At 72.7% G+C, this 20,384-nt stretch carries 15 protein-coding genes; 4 read left to right on the top strand and 11 right to left on the bottom strand.

Going from position 1 to position 20,384, the window contains the following annotated elements; translation table 11 throughout:
• Positions 1 to 121: 121 nt before the first annotated feature.
• Positions 122 to 1,357: a fumarylacetoacetase gene (gene fahA / locus AB0M29_RS16400; protein ID WP_365383023.1), complete on the bottom strand. Its 1,236-nt coding sequence runs from the start codon at positions 1,355 to 1,357 to the stop codon at positions 122 to 124.
• Between the two features lie 248 nt (positions 1,358 to 1,605).
• Between fahA and AB0M29_RS16395 the strand changes: the two genes are divergently transcribed.
• Positions 1,606 to 3,087, top strand: a complete 1,482-nt coding sequence (locus AB0M29_RS16395; RefSeq protein WP_365383021.1) for an SDR family NAD(P)-dependent oxidoreductase — start codon at positions 1,606 to 1,608, stop codon at positions 3,085 to 3,087.
• Between the two features lie 44 nt (positions 3,088 to 3,131).
• On the top strand, positions 3,132 to 3,581 hold the full coding sequence (locus tag AB0M29_RS16390) for an SRPBCC family protein (protein WP_365383019.1): 450 nt from the start codon (positions 3,132 to 3,134) through the stop codon (positions 3,579 to 3,581).
• A 382-nt stretch (positions 3,582 to 3,963) separates the two neighbouring features.
• On the opposite strand, the gene AB0M29_RS16385 is transcribed toward AB0M29_RS16390, so the two are convergent.
• The 5 genes from AB0M29_RS16385 to AB0M29_RS16365 form a co-directional block, all read right to left on the bottom strand.
• Positions 3,964 to 5,001 (bottom strand): LacI family DNA-binding transcriptional regulator, encoded by a 1,038-nt coding sequence (locus AB0M29_RS16385; protein WP_365383017.1) that lies wholly within the window; start codon positions 4,999 to 5,001, stop codon positions 3,964 to 3,966.
• A 92-nt stretch (positions 5,002 to 5,093) separates the two neighbouring features.
• Entirely contained in the window at positions 5,094 to 6,725 is a 1,632-nt protein-coding gene (locus tag AB0M29_RS16380; RefSeq protein ID WP_365383015.1) for a hypothetical protein, read from the bottom strand.
• A 111-nt stretch (positions 6,726 to 6,836) separates the two neighbouring features.
• The gene (locus tag AB0M29_RS16375) at positions 6,837 to 7,775 is read right to left on the bottom strand and encodes a carbohydrate kinase (protein ID WP_365383014.1); all 939 of its coding nucleotides are present in this window, start codon (positions 7,773 to 7,775) and stop codon (positions 6,837 to 6,839) included.
• 785 nt (positions 7,776 to 8,560) lie between these two features.
• Positions 8,561 to 9,433, bottom strand: coding sequence for an XRE family transcriptional regulator (locus tag AB0M29_RS16370; protein ID WP_365383012.1), 873 nt, complete (start codon positions 9,431 to 9,433; stop codon positions 8,561 to 8,563).
• Between the two features lie 32 nt (positions 9,434 to 9,465).
• A complete protein-coding gene (locus AB0M29_RS16365; protein WP_365383011.1) occupies positions 9,466 to 10,410 on the bottom strand; it encodes a helix-turn-helix transcriptional regulator in 945 nt (314 codons plus the stop codon).
• A 630-nt stretch (positions 10,411 to 11,040) separates the two neighbouring features.
• On the opposite strand from AB0M29_RS16365, the gene AB0M29_RS16360 reads away from it, so the two are divergent.
• Positions 11,041 to 12,240, top strand: a complete 1,200-nt coding sequence (locus tag AB0M29_RS16360; protein WP_365383010.1) for an acyl-CoA dehydrogenase family protein — start codon at positions 11,041 to 11,043, stop codon at positions 12,238 to 12,240.
• A 102-nt stretch (positions 12,241 to 12,342) separates the two neighbouring features.
• Here AB0M29_RS16360 and AB0M29_RS16355 read toward each other — a convergent pair whose 3' ends face one another.
• The 5 genes from AB0M29_RS16355 to AB0M29_RS16335 form a co-directional block, all read right to left on the bottom strand.
• Entirely contained in the window at positions 12,343 to 12,900 is a 558-nt protein-coding gene (locus AB0M29_RS16355) for a GAF domain-containing protein (RefSeq protein ID WP_365383008.1), read from the bottom strand.
• 12 nt (positions 12,901 to 12,912) lie between these two features.
• Positions 12,913 to 13,503 carry an ATP/GTP-binding protein gene (locus tag AB0M29_RS16350; RefSeq protein ID WP_365383007.1) on the bottom strand — a complete coding sequence of 197 codons (591 nt, stop codon included), beginning with the start codon at positions 13,501 to 13,503 and terminating at the stop codon, positions 12,913 to 12,915.
• On the bottom strand, positions 13,478 to 13,858 hold the full coding sequence (locus AB0M29_RS16345; RefSeq protein WP_365383005.1) for a DUF742 domain-containing protein: 381 nt from the start codon (positions 13,856 to 13,858) through the stop codon (positions 13,478 to 13,480). Before AB0M29_RS16345 ends, AB0M29_RS16350 begins: the two co-directional genes overlap by 26 nt.
• The gene (locus AB0M29_RS16340) at positions 13,855 to 14,271 is read right to left on the bottom strand and encodes a roadblock/LC7 domain-containing protein (RefSeq protein ID WP_365383003.1); all 417 of its coding nucleotides are present in this window, start codon (positions 14,269 to 14,271) and stop codon (positions 13,855 to 13,857) included. The genes AB0M29_RS16345 and AB0M29_RS16340 overlap by 4 nt, the downstream gene beginning before the upstream one ends.
• 61 nt (positions 14,272 to 14,332) lie before the next feature.
• Positions 14,333 to 16,321, bottom strand: coding sequence for an ATP-binding protein (locus AB0M29_RS16335; protein WP_365383001.1), 1,989 nt, complete (start codon positions 16,319 to 16,321; stop codon positions 14,333 to 14,335).
• A 563-nt stretch (positions 16,322 to 16,884) separates the two neighbouring features.
• Here AB0M29_RS16335 and AB0M29_RS16330 point away from each other — a divergent pair.
• Positions 16,885 to 20,271, top strand: coding sequence for a pyruvate carboxylase (locus tag AB0M29_RS16330; RefSeq protein WP_365382999.1), 3,387 nt, complete (start codon positions 16,885 to 16,887; stop codon positions 20,269 to 20,271).
• The last annotated feature ends 113 nt before the right edge of the window (positions 20,272 to 20,384 follow it).

Genomic DNA, 20,384 nt, shown 5'->3' with positions numbered 1-20,384 from the left:
CTTGGTCCGCTGGCCCGTCTCGGCGCGCTGACCGCGCTTCGGTCCGCAGGCGGCGCGGCTGCGCCGCCTGCGCGGCGCCCGCGGGCTACTTCGACCGGCGTGCTCGCCCGCGCAGCGTCCCTCAGACCGCCGGCGCGATCCGGCCCGCGACCTCGCCCAGGGCGATCCGGGTGCCGTCGGCGCCGGGTGCGGTCGCGCTGATCACCACCTCGTCGCCGTCCTCCAGGTAGGTGCGGCGCGTGCCGTCGGCCAGCTCCAGCGGCTCCTCGCCGTTCCAGGTCAGCTCGATCAGCGCGCCCCGGGTGTCCCGCTCGGGGCCGCTGATCGTGCCCGAGGCGTAGAAGTCGCCGGTCCGCAGGCTCGCGCCGTTGACCGTGAGATGGGCCAGCATCTGGGCGTACGTCCAGTACATGGCGGCGAACGGCGGCCGGGAGATCACCGTGCCGTTGATCCGTACATCCAGGGCGACGTCCAGGCCGTACGGGGTCGGCGCCGCGCGGTCGTCGAGATACGGCAGCGGCTCGGTGTCACGGGCGGGAGGGGCGGTACGGGCGGCGGCCAGGGCGTCGAGCGGCACCACCCAGGGGGAGACCGAGGTGGCGAAGGACTTGCCGAGGAACGGGCCCAGCGGCACGTACTCCCACGCCTGGAGGTCGCGCGCCGACCAGTCGTTGACCAGGCACACCCCGAAGACGTGGTCGTCGGCGTCGGCCAGCGCCACCCGGCTGCCCAGCGGCGTCGGGGTACCCACCACGAACCCCAGCTCGGCCTCGATGTCCAGCCGCCGCGACGGGCCGTACGTCGGCGCCGGATCGGCCGGGGCCTTGCGCTGCCCGCACGGGCGGACGACCGGGGTGCCCGACACCACGATGGTGCCCGCCCGGCCGTGGTAGCCGATCGGCAGATGCTTCCAGTTCGGCGGCAGCGGCTCGGAGCCCGGCCGGAAGATCCGGCCGACGTTGCCCGCGTGGTGCTCGGAGGCGTAGAAGTCCACGTAGTCGGCGACCTCGAACGGCAGGTGCAGCCGCACATCGGCGCGCGGCAGCAGGCAGGGCTCCACCGCCGCACGGTGCCGGTCCTCGGTCAGCCAGGCGGTCAGCGCCGCCCGGGCCCGGGTCCACAGCGGGCGGCCCGCCGCCAGCAGCGGGTTGAGCGACGGCGCGCCCAGCGCCGCGGCCAGGTCCGCGGGCGCCCCGGTGGCCCTGGCGGCGGCCCCCGCGTCGAGCACATGGTCGCCGTACGCGACGCCGATCCGCCGCAACTCCGGCTCGTCGGCGGTGCTGAACACGCCGTACGGCAGATTGCGCACCCCGAACGGTGCGTCGTGCGGGACGGCGAGCGGGCTGCTGGCGCTCAACGGACCTCCAGGGCGTCCCCCCGGGATCTCCGGGGCTCTTCGCGATGGGCGGAAACGCCCCGAGAGTACCGTCCGCCCGGGACCCGCGGCCGCCGGGTTTGGAGCTGCCACCGGTGGAAACGTAAAGTTCGCCCCTGGGCAGGGGCGGACCGCGCGTGACGACGGGCCCGGAGCACACGAAGAGCGGATCACCGACACCGGACCGGACGGACACCGGGATCACGCGGATCACAGAGAGCAGCAGCGGGATGACGGCGACAGCGCAGGACCTTCACGACCAGGACGGGCAGGACGCCGTGCCGGGGATCGACCCGGCACGCATGGAGATCTGCCTGGCCGTGCTCGCCGCGCTCGACGAGCTGCCGGTCGACCACCCCGACGCGATCGCCGTACGGCGCGCCACCGCGGGCATCTACCGCACGGTGAAGCAGCGCCGCCGCCAGGAGCGCAGGGCCGAGAAGACCGCCAACGACAAGGCCGTCACCGAGGCCACCGCGACCGGCGCCGCCGACCGTATCGACGACGAGACCCTCGGCATCCAGCTCAGCACCTCGGTCACCACCGAGATCGCGGGCATCCTGGAGCGCCCCCGGTCCTGCTACGTCTGCAAGACCCGCTACACCGAGGTCGACGCCTTCTACCACCAGCTGTGCCAGCCGTGCGCCCAGGAGAACCGGGCCCGCCGCGACGCCCGCACCGACCTCACCGGGCGCCGGGCGCTGCTCACCGGCGGGCGCGCCAAGATCGGCATGTACATCGCGCTGCGGCTGCTGCGCGACGGCGCGCACACCACGATCACCACCCGCTTCCCCAACGACGCGATCCGCCGCTTCAAGGCGATGCCGGACAGCGACGAGTGGATCCACCGGCTGAAGATCGTCGGCATCGACCTGCGCGACCCGGCGCAGGTCGTGGCGCTCGCCGACTCCGTCGCGGCCGAGGGGCCGCTCGACATCCTGATCAACAACGCGGCGCAGACGGTACGGCGCTCACCCGAGGCGTACCGCGAGCTCGTCGCCGCCGAGTCCGCGCCGCTGCCCGCGGGCGCGCTGCCCGCCGCCGAGGTGCTCGGCGCCTTCGGCAGCGGGGCGCAGACGGCCGCGGCGCTGCCGGGGCCGCGGCACCCGGACGCGCTCACCGCCCAGGAGGTCACCGACCTCGCCCTGGTCAGCGGCTCGGCCTCGCTGGCCCGGATCGAGGCGGGCACCGCGATCGACGCGGGAGGGCTGGTGCCCGACCTCGACGCCACCAACACCTGGGTGCAGACGGTCGGCGAGGTCGACCCGGTCGAGCTGCTCGAAGTGCAGCTGTGCAACGTCACGGCGCCCTTCGTGCTGGTCAGCCGGTTGCGGCCGGCGATGGCCGCGGCGGCGGCGCGGCGCAAGTACGTCGTCAACGTCTCGGCGATGGAGGGGCAGTTCAGCCGCGGCTACAAGGGGCCGGGACACCCGCACACCAACATGGCCAAGGCCGCGCTCAACATGCTCACCCGCACCAGCGCGCAGGAGATGCTCGACACCGACGGCATCCTGATGACCGCCGTCGACACCGGCTGGATCACCGACGAGCGGCCGCACCCCGACAAGGTGCGGCTGGCCGCCGAGGGCTTCCATGCCCCGCTCGACCTGGTCGACGGCGCGGCCCGCGTCTACGACCCGATCGTGCGCGGCGAGGCGGGCGAGGACCTGTTCGGCTGCTTCCTCAAGGACTACTCGCCCTCCGCCTGGTGAGGCGGCGCCGCCGCGCGGCGCGTGTCGCGGCCTACGCTGGCGGCATGAGTACGCCCGGGCGCCGGCTGTTCGTCATCGAGCGGGAGTGCGCGCTGCCCGCCGAGGAGGCGTGGCGGCGGATGACCGCGTGGGAGCGGCACACCGCCACCGTGCCGCTCACCCGGATCACCGTGCTCACCCCGCCGCCCGACGGCGTGGGAACGGCCTTCGTCGCCCGGACCGGGATCGGCCGCCTCGGCTTCGACGACCCGATGCGGGTCACCCGCTGGGAGCCGCCCACCGGCACCTCGCCCGGCCGGTGCCGCCTGGAGAAGTCCGGCCGCGTCGTCACCGGCTGGGCCGAGATCGAGGTCCACGCCCACCCCACGGGCTCCCGCGTCCTCTGGCGCGAAGACCTCCACGTCTGGCGCCTCCCCCGTCCCCTCGACCGCCCGACGGCCCTCGCGGGCCGCCTCGTCTTCGGCCGCGTGATCGGCACCCTGCTCGCGAAGTGAGCTGCGCCCGGCGCAGTGGCGAGGCGGCAGGTGGCGCCCCGCGCGCGTTCGCGGCGGACTGCGTCCTGCCTGGCCTTGGGCGGCGGGACTCGCCCTGTCGGGCCGTGAGACGCGGGCTGCGCCCGGCGTGGGTGGAGGCGGGGACAGTGCGTCCTGCCTGGCCTTGGGCGGCTGGACTCGCCCTGTCGGGCCGTGAGACGCGGGCTGCGCCCGGCGTGGGTGTGGGCGGCGGACTGCGTCCTGGCCCTGGGGGCGGGACTCGCCCTGTCCGCCCGTGAGACGCGGGCTGCGCCCGGCCCGGTTGGGGGCGGGGGGGGACAGCGTCCCGCGGGCCCGTGAGGGGACATCGCACTCCGCTCCTGAGCCGCGCGCAGCGCTTGGCTCAGGCGGGGGGTGGGGCGGTGCTTTCGCGGGGGATGAGTTCGCTGGCGACTTCGAGGCGGGTGGTCGGGGGGTGGTCGCCGTCGAGGAGTTGGAGTACCAGGTGGGCGGCGAGGGCGGACATGTCGGCGAGGGGGGTGCGGATGGTGGTGAGGCGGGGGGTCACCCAGGCGGCGAAGGGGAGGTCGTCGAAGCCGACGACGCTGAGGTCGTCGGGGACCCGCAGGCCCAGCGAGGCCGCGGCGCGGTAGGTGCTGAGCGCCTGCTGGTCGTTGCCCGCGAAGACGGCGGTGGGCCGGTCGGGGAGCCGCAGCAGGTCCAGGGCGTGCTGGAGGGCGGGCTCCGGGGTGAAGTCGCCGTAGCGGACCAGCGCGGGGTCGAAGGGGAGCCCGGCCTCCTCCAGGGCGGAGCGGTAGCCGTCCACCCGGGCGCGGGAGACCAGCCGGTCGGGCGGCCCGCTGATCACCGCGATCCGGCGGTGCCCCAGCCTGACGAGGTGCCGCGTCGCGGCGAGCGCGCCCGGCCAGTTGGTGGCACCCACCCACGGCACACCGGGCGGCGGCTCGTCGATCGGAGCGATCAGCGCGAACGGCAGCCCGAGCCGCCGCAGTTCGCGCAGCTCGGCGCCGCTCAGCTCGGGCACGACCAGGATCGCGCCGCGGGTGCGCCGGGTCGCCAGCGAGTCCAGCCACTGCCGCGCCGACGGCCCGCTGCCGTGCGCCGCCGAGACGACCATGCCCATGCCCACCGCGTGCAGCGCCTCCTCGGCGCCCCGGATCAGCTCGCCCGCCCAGGGGCTGGCCAGCTCGTTGATGACGAAGTCGATCAGCCCGCCCGCGGCGAGCGCGTTCGCCGCCGGTCGGTGCCTGGCCAGATAGCCGTGCTGCTCCAGCAGCCGCTGCACCTTGGCCCGGGTCCTGGACGCCACGTCCGACCGGTCGTGCAGCACCTTGGAGACCGTGGAGACCGACACACCGGCCTGCCGCGCGATCTCGGCCAGCGTCGTACCACCCCCGGCCCCCGGGGTCCTTGCCGCCATCCGCTGACTCTCCCGCGCTCGCGCCCACCGCACCGACCGGCGGATCACACGACCCGCCGGTTGCGAAAACTACCGCTATTCCCCCGCCGCGGTCACGACGAGCGGGTGTTGGTCAGATGCGGGCCGATGTGGCCGATGTAGAGGCGGCCGGTGCCCGCGCAGTCGTCGTAGAAGTGCAGCCGCGGCGAGATCATGCTGCCGCCGCCGATCCGCAGATGGGCCTCCATGTAGACGGTGCCCGAAGGGTCCACCTCCGCGGGGACGGGCAGCATGCGCTCCTTGCGCCAGGACAGGTTGCGCCACACCGTGTCGGACTCCTTCATCAGCACCTTGCCCGCGGGGAACGGGTGGCTGCCCGACGGCAGGTCCTGGCACCAGGCGCGGAAGTCGCCCCTGGCCCGGCCCGCGACGGAGGCGGCGGCGAACTCCTCCAGGGCCAGCAGCGCCTCCCAGGTGATGTTCACCCAGTTCGGCTTGGAGCGGTCGTCGAGTCCGGTCAGCAGCTTCGCGTCGCCGGTGAAGACCAAGGTCGGGAACTGGCCCAGCCGGGCGTGCAGTTCGGTGAAACTGCCGGGCAGGGGATCGTCCTCGTCATCGTCGACCGGTGCGAACGCCGCCTCGTACGCACCGACTTGCTGCAACCGCCGCTGCAGGACGCGTACCTGCTGCTGGGCCGCCCGGCGCTCCGCGTAGAACTCCTCGGCCAGCCAGTTGGCGTCCGCCAGGTCGTGCTGCAGCTCCCGCACCTGCTTGTACCGGGCGGCCTCCGCCTCCGCGGCCTCGTCGAGCAGCCGCAGCAGGCTGTCGTGGTCGGCCTTGAGCCGGGCCAGTTCGTCGCCGTGCTCGGCGCCGGGCGGCAGCGGGGCCTGGGCGTGCAGCCGGGCCAGCGCCTGGGGGAGCGGCGCGTGGGAGGCCAGGTTGCGCGGCAGCGCGGTCAGCACGGTCGCCGCCCGCACCGGGTCCGCCTCCACGGTCGCCCGCGACATCACCGGGTGCCGCTGCCCGTCCGCCGCCCAGGCGGGGTCGACACCGGGCATGTAGGTGCGGATGCCGCCGCCGAACACCGGGTGGTGCTCCAGCGTCTTGTTGAACGCGGGCTGCGCCTCCCGGGTCAGCACGTACAGCACGGCGCGGCCCACGAGTTGGGTGAACGCCCGGTCGACGACGTCCTCCAGCCAGCGGTCCGCGTCGGTGCCGAACGGCACGCTCGCCACCACGATGGGCAGCCGCCGCTCCCGGTCGCACAGTTCCTCGACGACCTCCGGTACGTCACCGGGGTGGATGAGACTGGCCCTCGCCCGTATCTCGGCCAGCCCGTTGCGCGCCTCCAGGGCGTCGAGCAATGCGTCGGCCAGCCGCGGCTTGAACGCCCTGATCTGCGGTATGTCCGGGGTGTCGGGCCGGTGTTCGACATCGAGCTGCACCCAGGTCCTGCCCGGATCGGCCATGTCCGTCCTGATGATCAGGGTGGACTGCCAGGTGCCCTTCTGCCCCGGTGTGCGCTCCCGCAGCCGCCACCGGGTGTGCGCCCCGTTACGACCGGTCCCCGTGTCGCGGTCGAGGGTGACCTGCGCGGCGATCTCGTTGCGGCCGTCCCGCAGCGGCGTCGCCGGGTAGCCCTTGGGCCCGGTCAGCCACTCGGCGACCAGCCGGTCCGCGGTCGCCGCGGCGACCACGTAGTCCTGTTCCGTCCAAACGACCATGCGGTACGCGGACGCATCCACGGTTCCCCCTTGGTGGAATGATCGATCATCAAGGGGAGGCTAGAAGAGGGCGCTGTCACGGTGATAGGGGGCCAGCGGCCCTGCCCGTGGCGGAGGAACGCGGACGTCGGGTCAGGCGCGCCCCAGCGCGGCCCGCAACTCCTCCCGGTCCGGCGGGTTCGCGCCCGGCCGCGAGACGGTGAGGGCGGCCGCGGTGCCCGCCTGCCACAGGACGTGGGCGAGGGTGGCGTCGTCGAGCCCGGCCAGCGCGGACCGGGCGGAGGCGCCGGTCAGATCGAGGTCGGCGAGCGCGTCGAGGACCGCCGCCATGAAGGAGTCACCGGCGCCGACGGTGTCGGCGACCTCGGTGCGCACCGCCGCCCCCGTCACCTCGCGCTGCCCGGAGCCGCGGCCGGTGTACGCGGCGGCGCCCTGGCCGCCGAGCGTCACGAAGACGACGGCCGGGCCGAGTTCGCGCCAGCGGGCGGCGACGCGGTGCGGCGGCTCGTCCGGGTAGAGCCAGGCCAGGTCCTCGTCGCTGGCCTTGACCAGGTCGCTGAGCGCGACACAGCGCTCGACGTCGGCCACGGCCCGCGCGTGGTCGCCGAGCAGCGCCGGGCGCACATTGGGGTCGTAGCTGACGGTGGCCCGCGGCCGCAGCAGCGCGGCGCTCTCCCGTACCGCGTCCGCTCCCGGCGCCGTCACCGCGGCGATCGAGCCGAGGTGCACATGGCGGGGCGCTACCGCGGGCGGCACCGGCCGCAGGGTCCACCGGATGGCGAAGTCGTACGACGCCTTCCCCTGCGCGTCGAGGGTGACCACCGCGGTGGGCGTGGCCACCCCGCGCTGCCCGTCGTCGAGCAACTCGACCCCGGCGGACCGCAGATGGGCGGTGATCAGCGCGCCCGCCGGATCGTCGCCGAGCTGGGTGAGCAGCGCGGTCGGGCGGCCCAGCCGGGCCAGCCCGTAGGCGACGTTGGCGGGACTGCCGCCGGGGTGCGGGACATCGGGGCGGCCCGGGGTGCGGACGATGTCGGCGACGCACTCGCCGATCACCAGGAAGTCGGTCATACGCTCTGCTCCCGCGTCCCCTGCGCTCCCGCGCGCCCGCTCGCCCCGGCCAGTGGCCTCCGGCGCCCGTGGTGGGCCCTGACATGCCGCACCGCCGGTCCATTGTCCCCGTTCTCGGCGGGGGCACTGTCCGGCGGTGCGGTGTGCTGCGAGCCGTGCCGTGCGGTGACGCGCGTACGGCGGTGCGTGTCGTGCCGTGCGTATCGTGAGGTGCATGTGGTGCGGTGGTGCTCACATGGGCCGTGCGGGCGGGTCAGGCAGCGTGGAAGGGCAGCCAGACCAGCGGGCTCGGGGCGGGCCAGCCGTCCGTGGCGGGGACGGTCTCGCGGGCGATGACGGCGGTGGGCGCTGAAGTCATGGAGATCTCCGGATTCGGTGGAATGGTGAGAACTCGACGACGGGGGTCGTGCTCTGGGGAGGAGACCGGCGGGGGAACGCGGCGGACGCGTCCGCTCGCCGGTGGTGTGCGGGTGGTCCATATCCGGGAGTCATGGAGCGGCGGCGGCTCCTCGCGGTCCGTCCGCTGCCCCATGACTTCTCCCCCGGTGCGGCCGACACGGATGCTGCGCGGTCGGCACGTAGTTGGTGCGAGGTCGTGCGCCACGATCGTCGGCCGACATCGGCGGCACTGTCAACCAGGCCGTTGAACCGCCTCTGACCTGCATGGACGCACTGACTCCCAGGTCAGCGGCGGTGGGTGCGGGCTCCGTGCGCAAGGCCGCTGACCTGCACATTCGTCATGTGCACGTCGTTCGGCCGCCCACCGGGCGCACCGTCCTGTCCAGTTACGGAGATGTCACATATGGGCCACGCGGGTCGGCCGGGCCACCGGCGGGCGCGTACATCGGGGGTTCGAGCGCGGGCCGCTCCTCGCGGTCGAACAGCACGATCATCAGGCGGCCGCCGGGCACCCCGAAGGGCTGGCCCGCGCACATCGTGGCCCAGCCGGGGCCGAGTTCGTCGTGCAGCAGGGGCCGGGCGCCCTCGGCCCGCGGCTGCAGGTACTCGGTGGTCGCCGACGCGTAGGCGGGCCCGGCCTCCGGGTCGCGCCGCACGTCGGCCTGCAGCCGGGCCAGCGTGCGGTTGTGCGGGTTCGCCAGCACCGCGGTGCGCAACTGCGGTACCAGCAGCGGCAGCCAGCTCGCCCGCCAGTCCATGAGGGTCACCCGGGCCTCCGGGTGCAGCAGCATCCAGCGCATCGTGTTGGCGGGCACCTGGCGGCGCTTGAACAGCCGGGTGAAGGCCGAGTTGTACGCCACCACGTCCCACGCCACGTCGTTGATGTACGCCATGTCGCTGATGCCGCGCAGTGCGCGCTCCCACGGGCGGGGTACCGCGTTGCCCCGCCGCGGGTCCAGCGGGAACGCCGGGGGCGCGCCCGTCGCGTAGAGCACCAGCGCCTCCCACTCGTGCTCCGACAGGTGCAGGATGCGCGCGATCGGCTCCAGGAGCTCCACGTCGATCTGGACCAGCCGGCCGCGCTCCACGTAGCCGTACTTGTGCTCGGCCCAGCCCAGCAGGATCGTCATGTGCTGGTGGGTCAGGCCCGCCACCCTGCGGCCGCGCGGATCGCTGCGCGGGGCCAGGCCGAACTCGGCGGGCTCCACCCGCGTCCTGGCCCTGGCCAGCAGCGTCTGCATCGCCTGACGGTTGCGCACCGCGCTCTTCCCCGCTCTCACGTCGTGCCCGCTCACAGATCCGCCGGGTCGGTCTCCCGCGCCAGCTTGAAGCCGAGTTCGAAGCGGCTGGAGACGTCCATCCGCTCCATCAGCTTGGTCACCGCCCGCTGCACGGTGCGCCGCGCGATGCCCAGCCGCCGGGCGATCCGCTCGTCGCTGTAGCCGTTGCTCAGCAGCTTCACGATCGCCCGCTCCTGGTCGCCCTGTTCGGAGCCGCCGGTACGGGCGGGCGTCGCCGTCAGCGGCGACGTCCCGTGCAGCCAGAGGTCCTGGAAGATGGCCACGTACGACTTCACCAGCACCGAACCGCGCACGATGATCATCGTCTTGGAGCGGTTCTCGGGGTCGCCGGGCAGGAAGACCGTGTGGGTGTCGAAGATGAGCAGGTCGTGCGGCGCGTGGTCGACCAGCCGTACCGAGACGCCGACATCGCACAGGTCGTGCAGGTACTTGGTGTACTTGGGCGACTCCAGCAGCGAGCGCGGGTACACCGCGCGGGTGCGCACCCCGCGCCGCACCATCACCGCGTCCATCTCCAACGACCGCTCCAGGACGGCCATGTCGGACGGCATCGGCCCGGGGTGCAGCGAGTCGGCGGTGTGCCGGACCGCGGTGTGCAGGTCGAGCAGCGCGCTGTCGCGGCCCTCCCGGTCGGCGTAGGTCTCCACCACCACGCGCTCCTGCAGCCTGCCCACGGCGGGGCGGAAGACCGTCAGCAGCGCCTGCGCCCGCTCGTTGAGGGCGCGGGCGTTCTGCGACTGGGCGGCGGCGTTCCGCATGTACTCGTCCATCACCACCGTCAGTGCGGCGTCGGGATGGACGGCCTCGACCCGGCCCAGGACGATCCGCACCAGACCGAGGTCGTGCAGGATGCGCCAGCCGTCGGCCGCGTGGGTCTCGTCCAGGTCGGCGTAGCGGTTCGTCTCGGAGACCGTGGAACTGCCGCGGGTGGTCACCGCCGAATAGAGTGCGACGGCCGTCTCCAGCTCGCGGTGGTGTGCCGCGGGGGAAGCCAGGGACGCCAGGGATGCCAGAGGCGGGCGCACGTCATCCGTCGGTTCGGGGTGCATCCGTGTCGGTCCTCCATCGCGTGTCGACGGACGCGGCCGGGCGCCACCCTCCGACCCGGCGCGCACCGGGCCCCACGGTTCGCCACAACCCGTCAGGACACAGAGTGTTACAGGGGCACCACTGGTTTTCCAAGTGATTCCGTTGAGGAAATAAATGCCGCGGGAAGGGATAAGTCGGTCAATGTCCCGACGATCCGGCACCGCTATCCGGTGGTCGGGTACCAATGATCGGTTTGTGACCGAAGGTGCATGGCATATGACCGTCGGTTGGCCGCTTGGGAGTCCGTAAGCGTTTTCAGAACGATCACCGCGCCCGGCTTGTCGGCGTATGACCGTTCCGTCGCTGGCTCAATGTCCGTCCGCGGGTCCAGATCCAGCCAATTCGTTAGTGGATCTTGAAATGAGCGGGCCGAATATTCACGATGATCCTGTCGATCTGTTCAGGGCGGGGGAAGCCGAGAGGTGACTGTTGACAGGCAAGGCCCGTGCAGGTAGGCGATTTTGACGGAGGATCAGTTGAGCGGCTACTTCACGACCAAGGAGCACGAACGCCTACGTGAGGACGTACGTGTGTTCGCCGAGGACGAGATCCGGCCGCGTATCGCGGAAATGGAATCGTCACGTTCGGTTCAGCACGGCCTGTCTCGATATATCGCACGACAGCGGTGGATCGGCGTCACGATATCGAGGAAATTCGAGGGGATGGGTCTCGGCCATCTCGCCAAGACGATCATCATCGAGGAACTCTCGCGGGTGAGCGGCGCGATGGGCGCGATGGCCCAGGCGTCCCAGCTCGGCGTGGCGAAGATCATCCACTTCGGGACCGACGAGCAGAAGCAGCGCTGGCTGCCGCGGATCGCCGCGGGGGACTGCCTGCCGACGATCGCGGTGACCGAGGCCGGCTCCGGCGGGCATGTGCTCGGTATGGCCGCCACCGCCACCCGTGACGGCGACGACTACGTCATCAACGGCCGCAAGGTCTTCGTCGGCAACAGCCATGTCGGCGACCTGCACGGTGTGGTGGTCCGCACCGGCGCCGGCTCGCAGGGCCTGTCGGCCTTCCTCGTGGAGTCCAACCGCCCCGGCTTCTCGCTGGGCGTCCACCAGCCCGCGATGGGGCTGCACGGCTTCAGCTTCGGCGAGCTGATCTTCGACAACTGCCGTGTCCCGGCGAGCAATCTGCTCGGCGACGAGGGCGACGGACTGGCCGTGGCGTACTCGTCGAGCGTGCTCTACGGCCGCCCGAACCTCACCGCCGTCGCGCTCGGCATCCATCGCGCGCTGGTCGAGGAGACCGCCGCCTTCTGCGCCGAACGCCAGCGCTACGGCAAGCCGTTGTACGCCGTCGACTCGGTCAAGCTGAAACTCGGTCAGATGCAGTCGCGGCTGATGACCGCGCGGCTGGCCGCCTACCACGCCGCGCACCTGCTCGACGAGGGCATCCCGTGCGACGCGGAGCTGATGAACGCCAAGCTGGTCAACGTCGAGTACGCGCTGGACTCCGCACGCGCCGCGATGGAGATCCACGCCGCCAGCGGGCTGTTCACCGACCGCCCGGTGGAGCGGTACCTGCGCGACGCCCACCACATCTTCGCCCCCGCCGGGACGTCCGACGTGCAGCTCCTGCGGCTCGGCGAGGTCGCGCTGGGCATGAGCAAGGGGCAGTGGTCCCAACGGCTCGGCGACGTCGCCAAGATGGACGCGCTGCTCGGCTGAGCGCGGACCGCCGCGCGTACGGCCGCTGTCAGCGGTCCGCACCCGAGGACCCCGCGGCCCCCGGGCGGAGATCATCCGCCCGGGGGCCGAGCACGGCCGTCGTCATACGAGGCCGTCCTCGCGTCGCTTCAGCAGGGTGGTGACCTGCTCGGCGACCGCCTTGATGTTCTCCACGTCGGTCTTCTTCCACGGGATCGGCTCGGTGTCGATCACGCAGACGGTGCCCAGCGTCACGCCCGTGGAGGGGTCCTTCAGCGGGGCGCCGAGGTAGGTGCGGATGCCCAGTTCGTCGACCACCCGGTTCCCGGCGAACCGCGGGTAGGCGCAGACGTCGGCCAGCGGCAGCGCCGTACCGCGGTCGACCACGTGCGGGCAGAACCCCTGGTCGAGCTCCATCTCCCGGCCCGGCGCCGTGCCGGTGGAGAGCGTCTGCGGGCCGGAGGTGCTGGACAGCCCGGCGAAGTACTGCCTGCCGTCGATGACGAAGTTGACCATCGCGTACGAGGCGCCGGTCATCTCCCGCAACCGGGCGGCGATCTCGTCGAGTTCGGGCAGCGGGCGGTCGTCGATGCCCATCGCGCGCAGCCGCTGGGTACGCAGCAGCTCGGCGTCGGTGTCCACTTCGGGGGCGACCAGGCGGTCGCTGGGATCGAAGGTCATCTCTTCTCCCGGTCAGAGTGCGGGCTGCGCCACGGAGGTGGCGTGCAGCAGGTGGGTGACGAGGTCGATCAGCACGCGGGTGGACGAACTGCCCTGCCGGGCGTCGCACATGACGACCGGCACATGGGGGCCGAGGGCGAGCGCCGCGCGCACCTCCTCGGGGTAGTAGCTGTACGCGTCGTCGAACTCGTTGACCGCGATGAGGAACCGGATGCCGCGGCTCTCGAAGAAGTCCACGGCGTCGAAGCAGTCCACCAGCCGGCGGGTGTCGGCGAGCACGACCGCGCCCAGCGCCCCGTTCGACAACTCGTCCCACATGAACCAGAAGCGGTCCTGGCCGGGAGTGCCGAAGAGATAGAGGATGTACTGGTCGTCCAGGGTGATCCGGCCGAAGTCCATGGCCACGGTGGTGGTGGTCTTGTTGTGCACACCGTCGAGATGGTCGGTGGCCACACTCGCGACGGTGACCGTCTCCTCGGTGTTCAGCGGCTCGATCTCGCTGGCCGTGCCCACGAAGGTGGTCTTGCCGACGCCGAAGCCACCCGCCACCAGGATCTTCAGTGGTTTCGGGTAGAGGTCATCCAAGTCGTTTGTGTAAGCCATCGATCACTCTCTGGAGAACGTCCCGATCCGCCAGGTCGGCTATCGGGTCGGGTGGGCGGGCGACCACGGCCCCTTGATCGATCAGATCGGACAACACGATCTTCGCTACGGCCACCGGCAGGCGCAGATGCGCCCCGATCTCGGCCACCGTCCGCGGCGCACGGCTCAGGTCCAGGGCCTGAGCGTGCTCAGGCTCCAGATCCACCCGCGGCCGGCGGCCGGTGGCACGGACCATGGACAGCAGGTCCAGGGCCACGCTCGGTTTGGTACGGCCGTTGCTGATCGTGTACGGACGAATCAGCCGGTCCGCGTCCGCGTCCAGCCTGCCCTGCTCCTGTCCAGCCGCTCCGCTCATTGCGCCGCCGACGCCGCGTTGCGGGCGGGAGTCGCGAGATTGGACGTGACCTGCTGGATCATCCGGTTCATCTCGAACCCGAGCACCCCGGGATCGGTCTCCGGCCCGGCCAGGACGGCCAGCACACTGCCCATGCCCGCCGCGGACACGAACAGCAGCGCGCCGTCCAGTTCGGCGACCACCTGCCGGGCGCCGGGCCCCCGGCCGAAGTGCTTGCCCGCGCTGCGGACGATGGACCACAACCCGGAGGCCACCGCCGACAGATGGTCGGCACCGTCGGTGTCCAGGCCGTGCACGGCCCGCTTGATGCCGTCGGAGGACAGCAGGACGGCGGCTCGGGTGTGCGGCACTCCTTCTACGAGGTTGGTCAGCAGCCAGCTCAGATCGCTGCTCGACGTGTTGTCGCTCTCCATGGATGGAACTCCTACTAGGGGGTGACCGAGATCAGGGGCGGGCGAGACGGGTGCGGACGGCTCAGCCGTCGGACCGGTCGGTCTGTTCCTCGGCGGCACGGACCCCGCGGCGGTATGCGGCCATCAGGGCGGGGTTGGCAAGGGTGGGGGAGAACTCCTGGCCCCCGTAGTCCGCGTGGTCGGCGTGGCCCGCGGACTGCGGCTGCACCGGCAGTTGGAGCTGCGGGGCCAGCCGCGCCTGCTGGGTGCGCTGCGGCAGCGGCGGACGCGGGCCACTGGGCGTCATGCCCTGCACGGAGTTCGTCGAAGGACCGGGGCCCATCGGCGGTACGGGCACCGACCCCTGGGTGTGCTGCGTCTGCCCGTGCTGGGCGTGGGTGTGCGGGGTCTGGCCGTGCTGCGTCTGCCCGTGCTGTGCCTGGGCGGGCAGCGGCATCGGCCGGGCGGCCTGCGGCTGCCGCGGGGCCGGGTGCGCGGAGCCCTGGTGCGCCGGAGCCTGCGGGGCGGGCGGCTGGTGGGCGGCCTGCTGGGGGACCGGGGCCTGGTGCGCCGGGGCGTGCTGTACGGGCGCCTGCTGCACGGGCTGCCGAACCGGCGCCGGGCGCTCCGCCTGGCGGCTCATCGGGTCGGAGGCCGTGGGGTACGCGGGGGACTGGTCGTGCTGGGTCGGCGCCGGGCGGGCCGCGTCACGGCCGACGGGCTGCTGCTGCCCCTGGGCCACCGACGCGGGAGTACGCCGCGGCAGTCCCGACGGGTCGGCCGCCGGGGTGTGCACGGAGGCGCGGACCGGCTGCCGTACCTCCGCCGCGGGGGCGGACGCCGCCGGAGCCGCGGCGGCCGCCTTCGACGGGTCGCTGAGCACGGTGAGCGGCAGCAGCACCAGGCTGGTGACGCCGCCGAAGATGTTGCGCCGCAGCTCCACCCGGATCTTGTGCTGCCGGGCGAGCACCGCGACCACGTACAGACCGACGCGGCCGTCCTTGAGCAGCGCGGCCAGCTCCACGCTCTCCGGCCGGTCGAGCACCGCGTTGCGCAGCGCCTCCTCCTCCGGGCCCTGGCCGAGACCGCGGTCCTCGACCTCGATCACCAGACCCGCGGTGACCCGCTGGGTGCGCAGCACCACGTTGGTGCCGGGAGGGGAGAACGCGGTGGCGTTCTCGATGAGTTCGGCGAGCAGGTGGATGACGTCGGCCACGGCCGCGCCCTCGATCTCGCCGTCGATCGGCGGGACAGGCTTGACCCGCGAGTACTTTTCGACCTCGGCGATGGCCGACCGGATGACCGAGGCCAGCGGGACGGGCTTGCGCCACTGCCGCCGGGTGACCTCGCCGCCGAGCACGGCCACGTTCTCCACGTAGCGGCGGATCCGGGTGACCAGGTGGTCGAGTTCGAACAGGCCGCGCAGCAGATCCGGGTCCTCGACCTGCTGCTCCAGCTCGTCGAGGTTCTTGATGCCGAGGTGCACCAGTGACTGGAGCCTGCGGGCCAGGTTGGCGAGCACGGCGAGCTGCAGGGCGGCGGCCCCGGACGGCGCGGTCGGCAGCGAGGCGGCCTCGGTGATCGCCGTGTAGGCGGTGGCCTGGGAGTGCTCCAACTGGGCCATCAGCGGCCCGAGTCGGCCCACGTCGCCGCGCGGCACCGGCAGCGGCGCGGGCGCCATGGGCGTCCGCCCCGCCCGCAACTCCTCCACGATGCGGCGCAGTTGGTCGTCGCCCTGGGAGGCGGCGCCGGTGACGTCCCACACCGCCTGGCCGATCCTGCGGTCGGCCGAGCGGGCGGCGGCGGCACCGGCGAGGAGTATCAGCGCCGCGGCGACCAGCACCCCGGCGAGTACCCCGGTCCGCAGCGACTTCGACGGATCGGCGGCCAGCAGCCAGGCCACGGTCCCGGCGCCGAGGAGCGCGACGAGCGCCCCCGGCAGCACCACGAGGCGCTGCAGGTCCGAACCGGCGGGCGGGGAACTGCGCCGGCCGCCGCGCCCTGCGCGCCTGACATGACGTGCCCCGTCCGAGCGGTCGGAACGGGATGTCGGGGGGGAGAGTGTGGGCATCGATGTCCTCAACACAGGGGGGTGACCGGCTGACAGCAATCGTCACACTAGTAATCGTGCGCCACGCGCGTAAGCGGCTCGGACCATCTGCTCCGGGAAGTTCGGTGCTCCCGCAGAACCGTCGCGCACCCATGCCTGGGGGTCCAACGGCCTTGCACGTCAGGTGAGTTGCTGGCCGTGCGTGTCGCAGCATGGACAGTATCGCGGGATGCGCGGGGAGCGGGAATCGATGTCAGTGGGCGGACCACGCACGGGTGAAATCCCAGCCATAAAGCCTGCGGAACCTGGGCGGATGTGCTGTCGGCGAGTGGATCACACCCCCTCACCGTGATCATGATCACAGTGGTTGTCCTGCCCGACCTGGGTATGCGGAACGGATATGCGGTCCGACCGCCGCCGGGAAAACGGATGTACGGCGGGACGCCGCGACCCGCGGCGACGACGCGTGGGACAGCCGCCGATGGACGGGCCGCGGCGGACCGTCCCCGCTAGTCTGCCGACGGGGCGACGCGCCTCCACCGCCAGTGCGGCAGCGATGACGACATGACGGACGAGGGAGCTTGATGTTCGGCAAGGTGCTGGTCGCCAACCGTGGCGAGATCGCGATCCGGGCGTTCCGCGCCGCCTTCGAACTGGGTGTCTCGACCGTCGCGGTCTTCCCCCACGAAGACCGAAACTCGCTGCATCGCGCGAAGGCGGACGAGTCGTACCGGATCGGCGAACCCGGCCACCCGGTCCGGGCCTATCTGTCGGTCGACGAGGTGATCAAGGCCGCCAGGAAGGCGGGCGCCGACGCCGTCTACCCGGGCTACGGCTTCCTGTCGGAGAACCCGGACCTCGCCGGGGCCTGCGAGGAGGCCGGGATCACCTTCGTCGGGCCGCCGCTGCCCGTACTGGTGCTGACCGGGAACAAGGCGCGCGCGGTCGCGGCGGCCCGCGAGGCCGGCATCCCCGTACTGCGCTCCTCCGCGCCGTCCACCGACGTGGACGAACTGGTCGCGGCCGCCGACGAGATCGGCTTCCCGGTCTTCGTCAAGGCGGTCTCCGGCGGCGGCGGGCGCGGCATGCGCCGGGTGTCGGCGCCCGGGGAGCTGCGCGAGGCGATCGAGGCGGCGATGCGCGAGGCGCAGTCCGCGTTCGGCGACCCCACCATGTTCCTCGAACAGGCCGTCATCAACCCGCGCCACATCGAGGTGCAGATCCTCGCCGACGGCGCGGGCAACGTCGTCCACCTCTACGAGCGGGACTGCTCGGTGCAGCGCCGCCACCAGAAGGTGGTCGAGATCGCGCCCGCCCCGCACCTCGACCCCGAGCTGCGCGACCGGATGTGCGCGGACGCCGTCGCGTTCGCCCGGCACATCGGGTACGTGAACGCCGGGACCGTGGAGTTCCTGGTCGACGAGCGCGGCGAGCACGTGTTCATCGAGATGAACCCGCGTATCCAGGTGGAGCACACCGTCACCGAGCAGGTCACCGGACAGGACCTGGTGATCGCCCAGTTGCGGATCGCGGCCGGCGCCACCCTGCCCGAACTCCAGCTCACCCAGGACGACATCGCGCTCTCCGGTGTCGCCATGCAGTGCCGGATCACCACCGAGGACCCCGCCAACGGCTTCCGGCCCGACACCGGCACCATCTCCGCCTACCGCTCGCCCGGCGGCCCCGGCGTGCGCCTCGACGGCGGCACCGTGCACACCGGCGCCACGGTCTCCGCGCACTTCGACTCGATGCTGGTCAAACTGACCTGCCACGGACGGGACTTCTCCACCGCCGCGCGGCGCGCCCGCCGGGCGATCGCCGAGTTCCGGATCCGCGGAGTCTCCACCAACCTGCCCTTCCTCGGCGCGGTGCTCGACGACGCCGACTTCCAGGCGGGCCGGGTCACCACCAGCTTCATCGACGAGCGCCCGCAGCTGATGCGCAGCCGCCCGTCCGCCGACCGCGGCAGCCGTATCCTCGGCTACCTCGCCGAGACCACCGTCAACGGGCCGCACGGCCCCAGGCCGCAGGTCATCGAGCCGGTCGACAAGCTGCCCGGCACCGACCTCACGGTGCCGCCCGCGCCCGGCTCCCGGCAGCGGCTTGCCGAGCTGGGCCCCGAGGCGTTCGCCGCGGACCTGCGGCGGGCGCCCGGAGTGGCCGTCACCGACACCACCTTCCGCGACGCGCACCAGTCGCTGCTCGCCACCCGGGTGCGCACCCTGGACCTGCTGGCCGTCGCCCCGCACGTGGCACGCACCGCGCCGGAGCTGCTGAGCCTGGAGTGCTGGGGCGGCGCCACCTACGACGTGGCGCTGCGCTTCCTGGCCGAGGACCCCTGGGAGCGGCTCGCCGCGCTGCGCGAGGCGGTGCCCAACATCTGCACCCAGATGCTGCTGCGCGGCCGCAACACCGTGGGCTACACGCCGTATCCGACCGAGGTGACCGACGCGTTCGTGGCCGAGGCCGCGGCCACCGGCATGGACATCTTCCGGATCTTCGACGCCCTCAACGACGTCTCGCAGATGCGCCCGGCGATCGACGCGGTACGCGCCACCGGCACCGCGCTCGCCGAGGTCGCGCTCTGCTACACCGCGGACCTGTCGAACCCGGCGGAGAGCGTCTACACCCTCGACTACTACCTGCGGCTGGCCGAGCAGATCGTCGAGGCGGGCGCGCATGTGCTGGCCGTCAAGGACATGGCGGGGCTGCTGCGCCCGCCCGCCGCGCGCACCCTGGTGACCGCGCTGCGCGAGCGGTTCGACCTGCCGGTGCACGTCCACACCCACGACACCGCGGGCGGCCAGCTCGCCACCCTCATCGCCGCGATCGACGCGGGCGCCGACGCGGTGGACGCCGCCGTCGCCTCGATGGCGGGCACCACCAGCCAGCCGTCGCTGTCGGCGCTGGTGGCGGCGACCGACCACACCGAGCGGGCCACCGGCCTGTCGCTGGCGGCGGTCGACTCGCTGGAGCCGTACTGGGAGGCGGTACGGAAGGTCTACGCGCCGTTCGAGTCCGGGCTCGCCTCGCCGACCGGCCGCGTCTACCACCACGAGATCCCCGGCGGCCAGCTCTCCAACCTCCGCCAGCAGGCCATCGCACTGGGCCTGGGCGACCGGTTCGAGCTGATCGAGGACTGCTACGCGGCGGCCGACCGGATGCTGGGCAGGCCGGTGAAGGTGACGCCGTCGTCGAAGGTCGTCGGTGACCTCGCGCTGCACCTGGTCGGCGCGGGCGTCGCCGCGGCGGACTTCGAGGCGGAGCCGGGCAGGTACGACGTACCGGACTCGGTGATCGGCTTCCTGCGCGGTGAGCTGGGCGCACCGGCCGCCGGCTGGCCCGAGCCGTTCCGCACCCGGGCGCTGGAGGGCCGCCCGCCGCAGGCCGAGCCGCCCGCGCTGTCGGACGAGGACCGCAAGGGACTGCACGACACCCCCCGGGCCACCCTCAACCGGCTGCTCTTCCCCGGCCCGACGAAGATCTTCGAGTCCCACCGCGAGACGTACGGCGACACCTCGGTGCTCTCCACCAAGGACTTCCTGTACGGCCTGGAGCCGGAGACCGAGCACGCGGTCACCATCGAGCCCGGCGTCACGCTGCTGATCGAGCTGGAGGCCGTCTCCGACGCCGACGAGCGCGGCTTCCGCACGGTGGTCACCACCCTCAACGGGCAGCTCCGCCCGGTCTCGGTGCGCGACACCTCGATCGCCACCGAGGTGAAGGCGGCGGAGAAGGCCGACCGCGGCGACGACCGCCAGGTCGCGGCGCCCTTCGCGGGCGTGGTCACCCTCCAGGTGGACGAGGGCGCGACGGTGAGCGCGGGGCAGACCGTGGCGACCATCGAGGCCATGAAGATGGAGGCGTCGATCACCGCGCAGCGCTCCGGCACCGTACGGCGGCTGGCCATCGGCCGCGTGCAGCAGGTCGAGGCCGGGGACCTGTTGCTGGAGATCGCCCCGACGGAGTGAACGGGGCCGCGCGGGCGGATGCGCACGGGTGAATTCCTCGCCCGGGGCGCATCCGTCCGCCCCCGCCAGGCGTCTGACGAGCGAGCGGCTTGATCATCCGGCCGCAGACTCGG

Source organism: Streptomyces sp. NPDC051976 (assembly GCF_040680795.1).
Classification (GTDB): Bacteria; Actinomycetota; Actinomycetes; order Streptomycetales; family Streptomycetaceae; genus Actinacidiphila.
The sequence above is the reverse complement of the archived record's forward strand: the minus strand, read 5'-3'. Positions and strand labels throughout refer to the sequence as shown.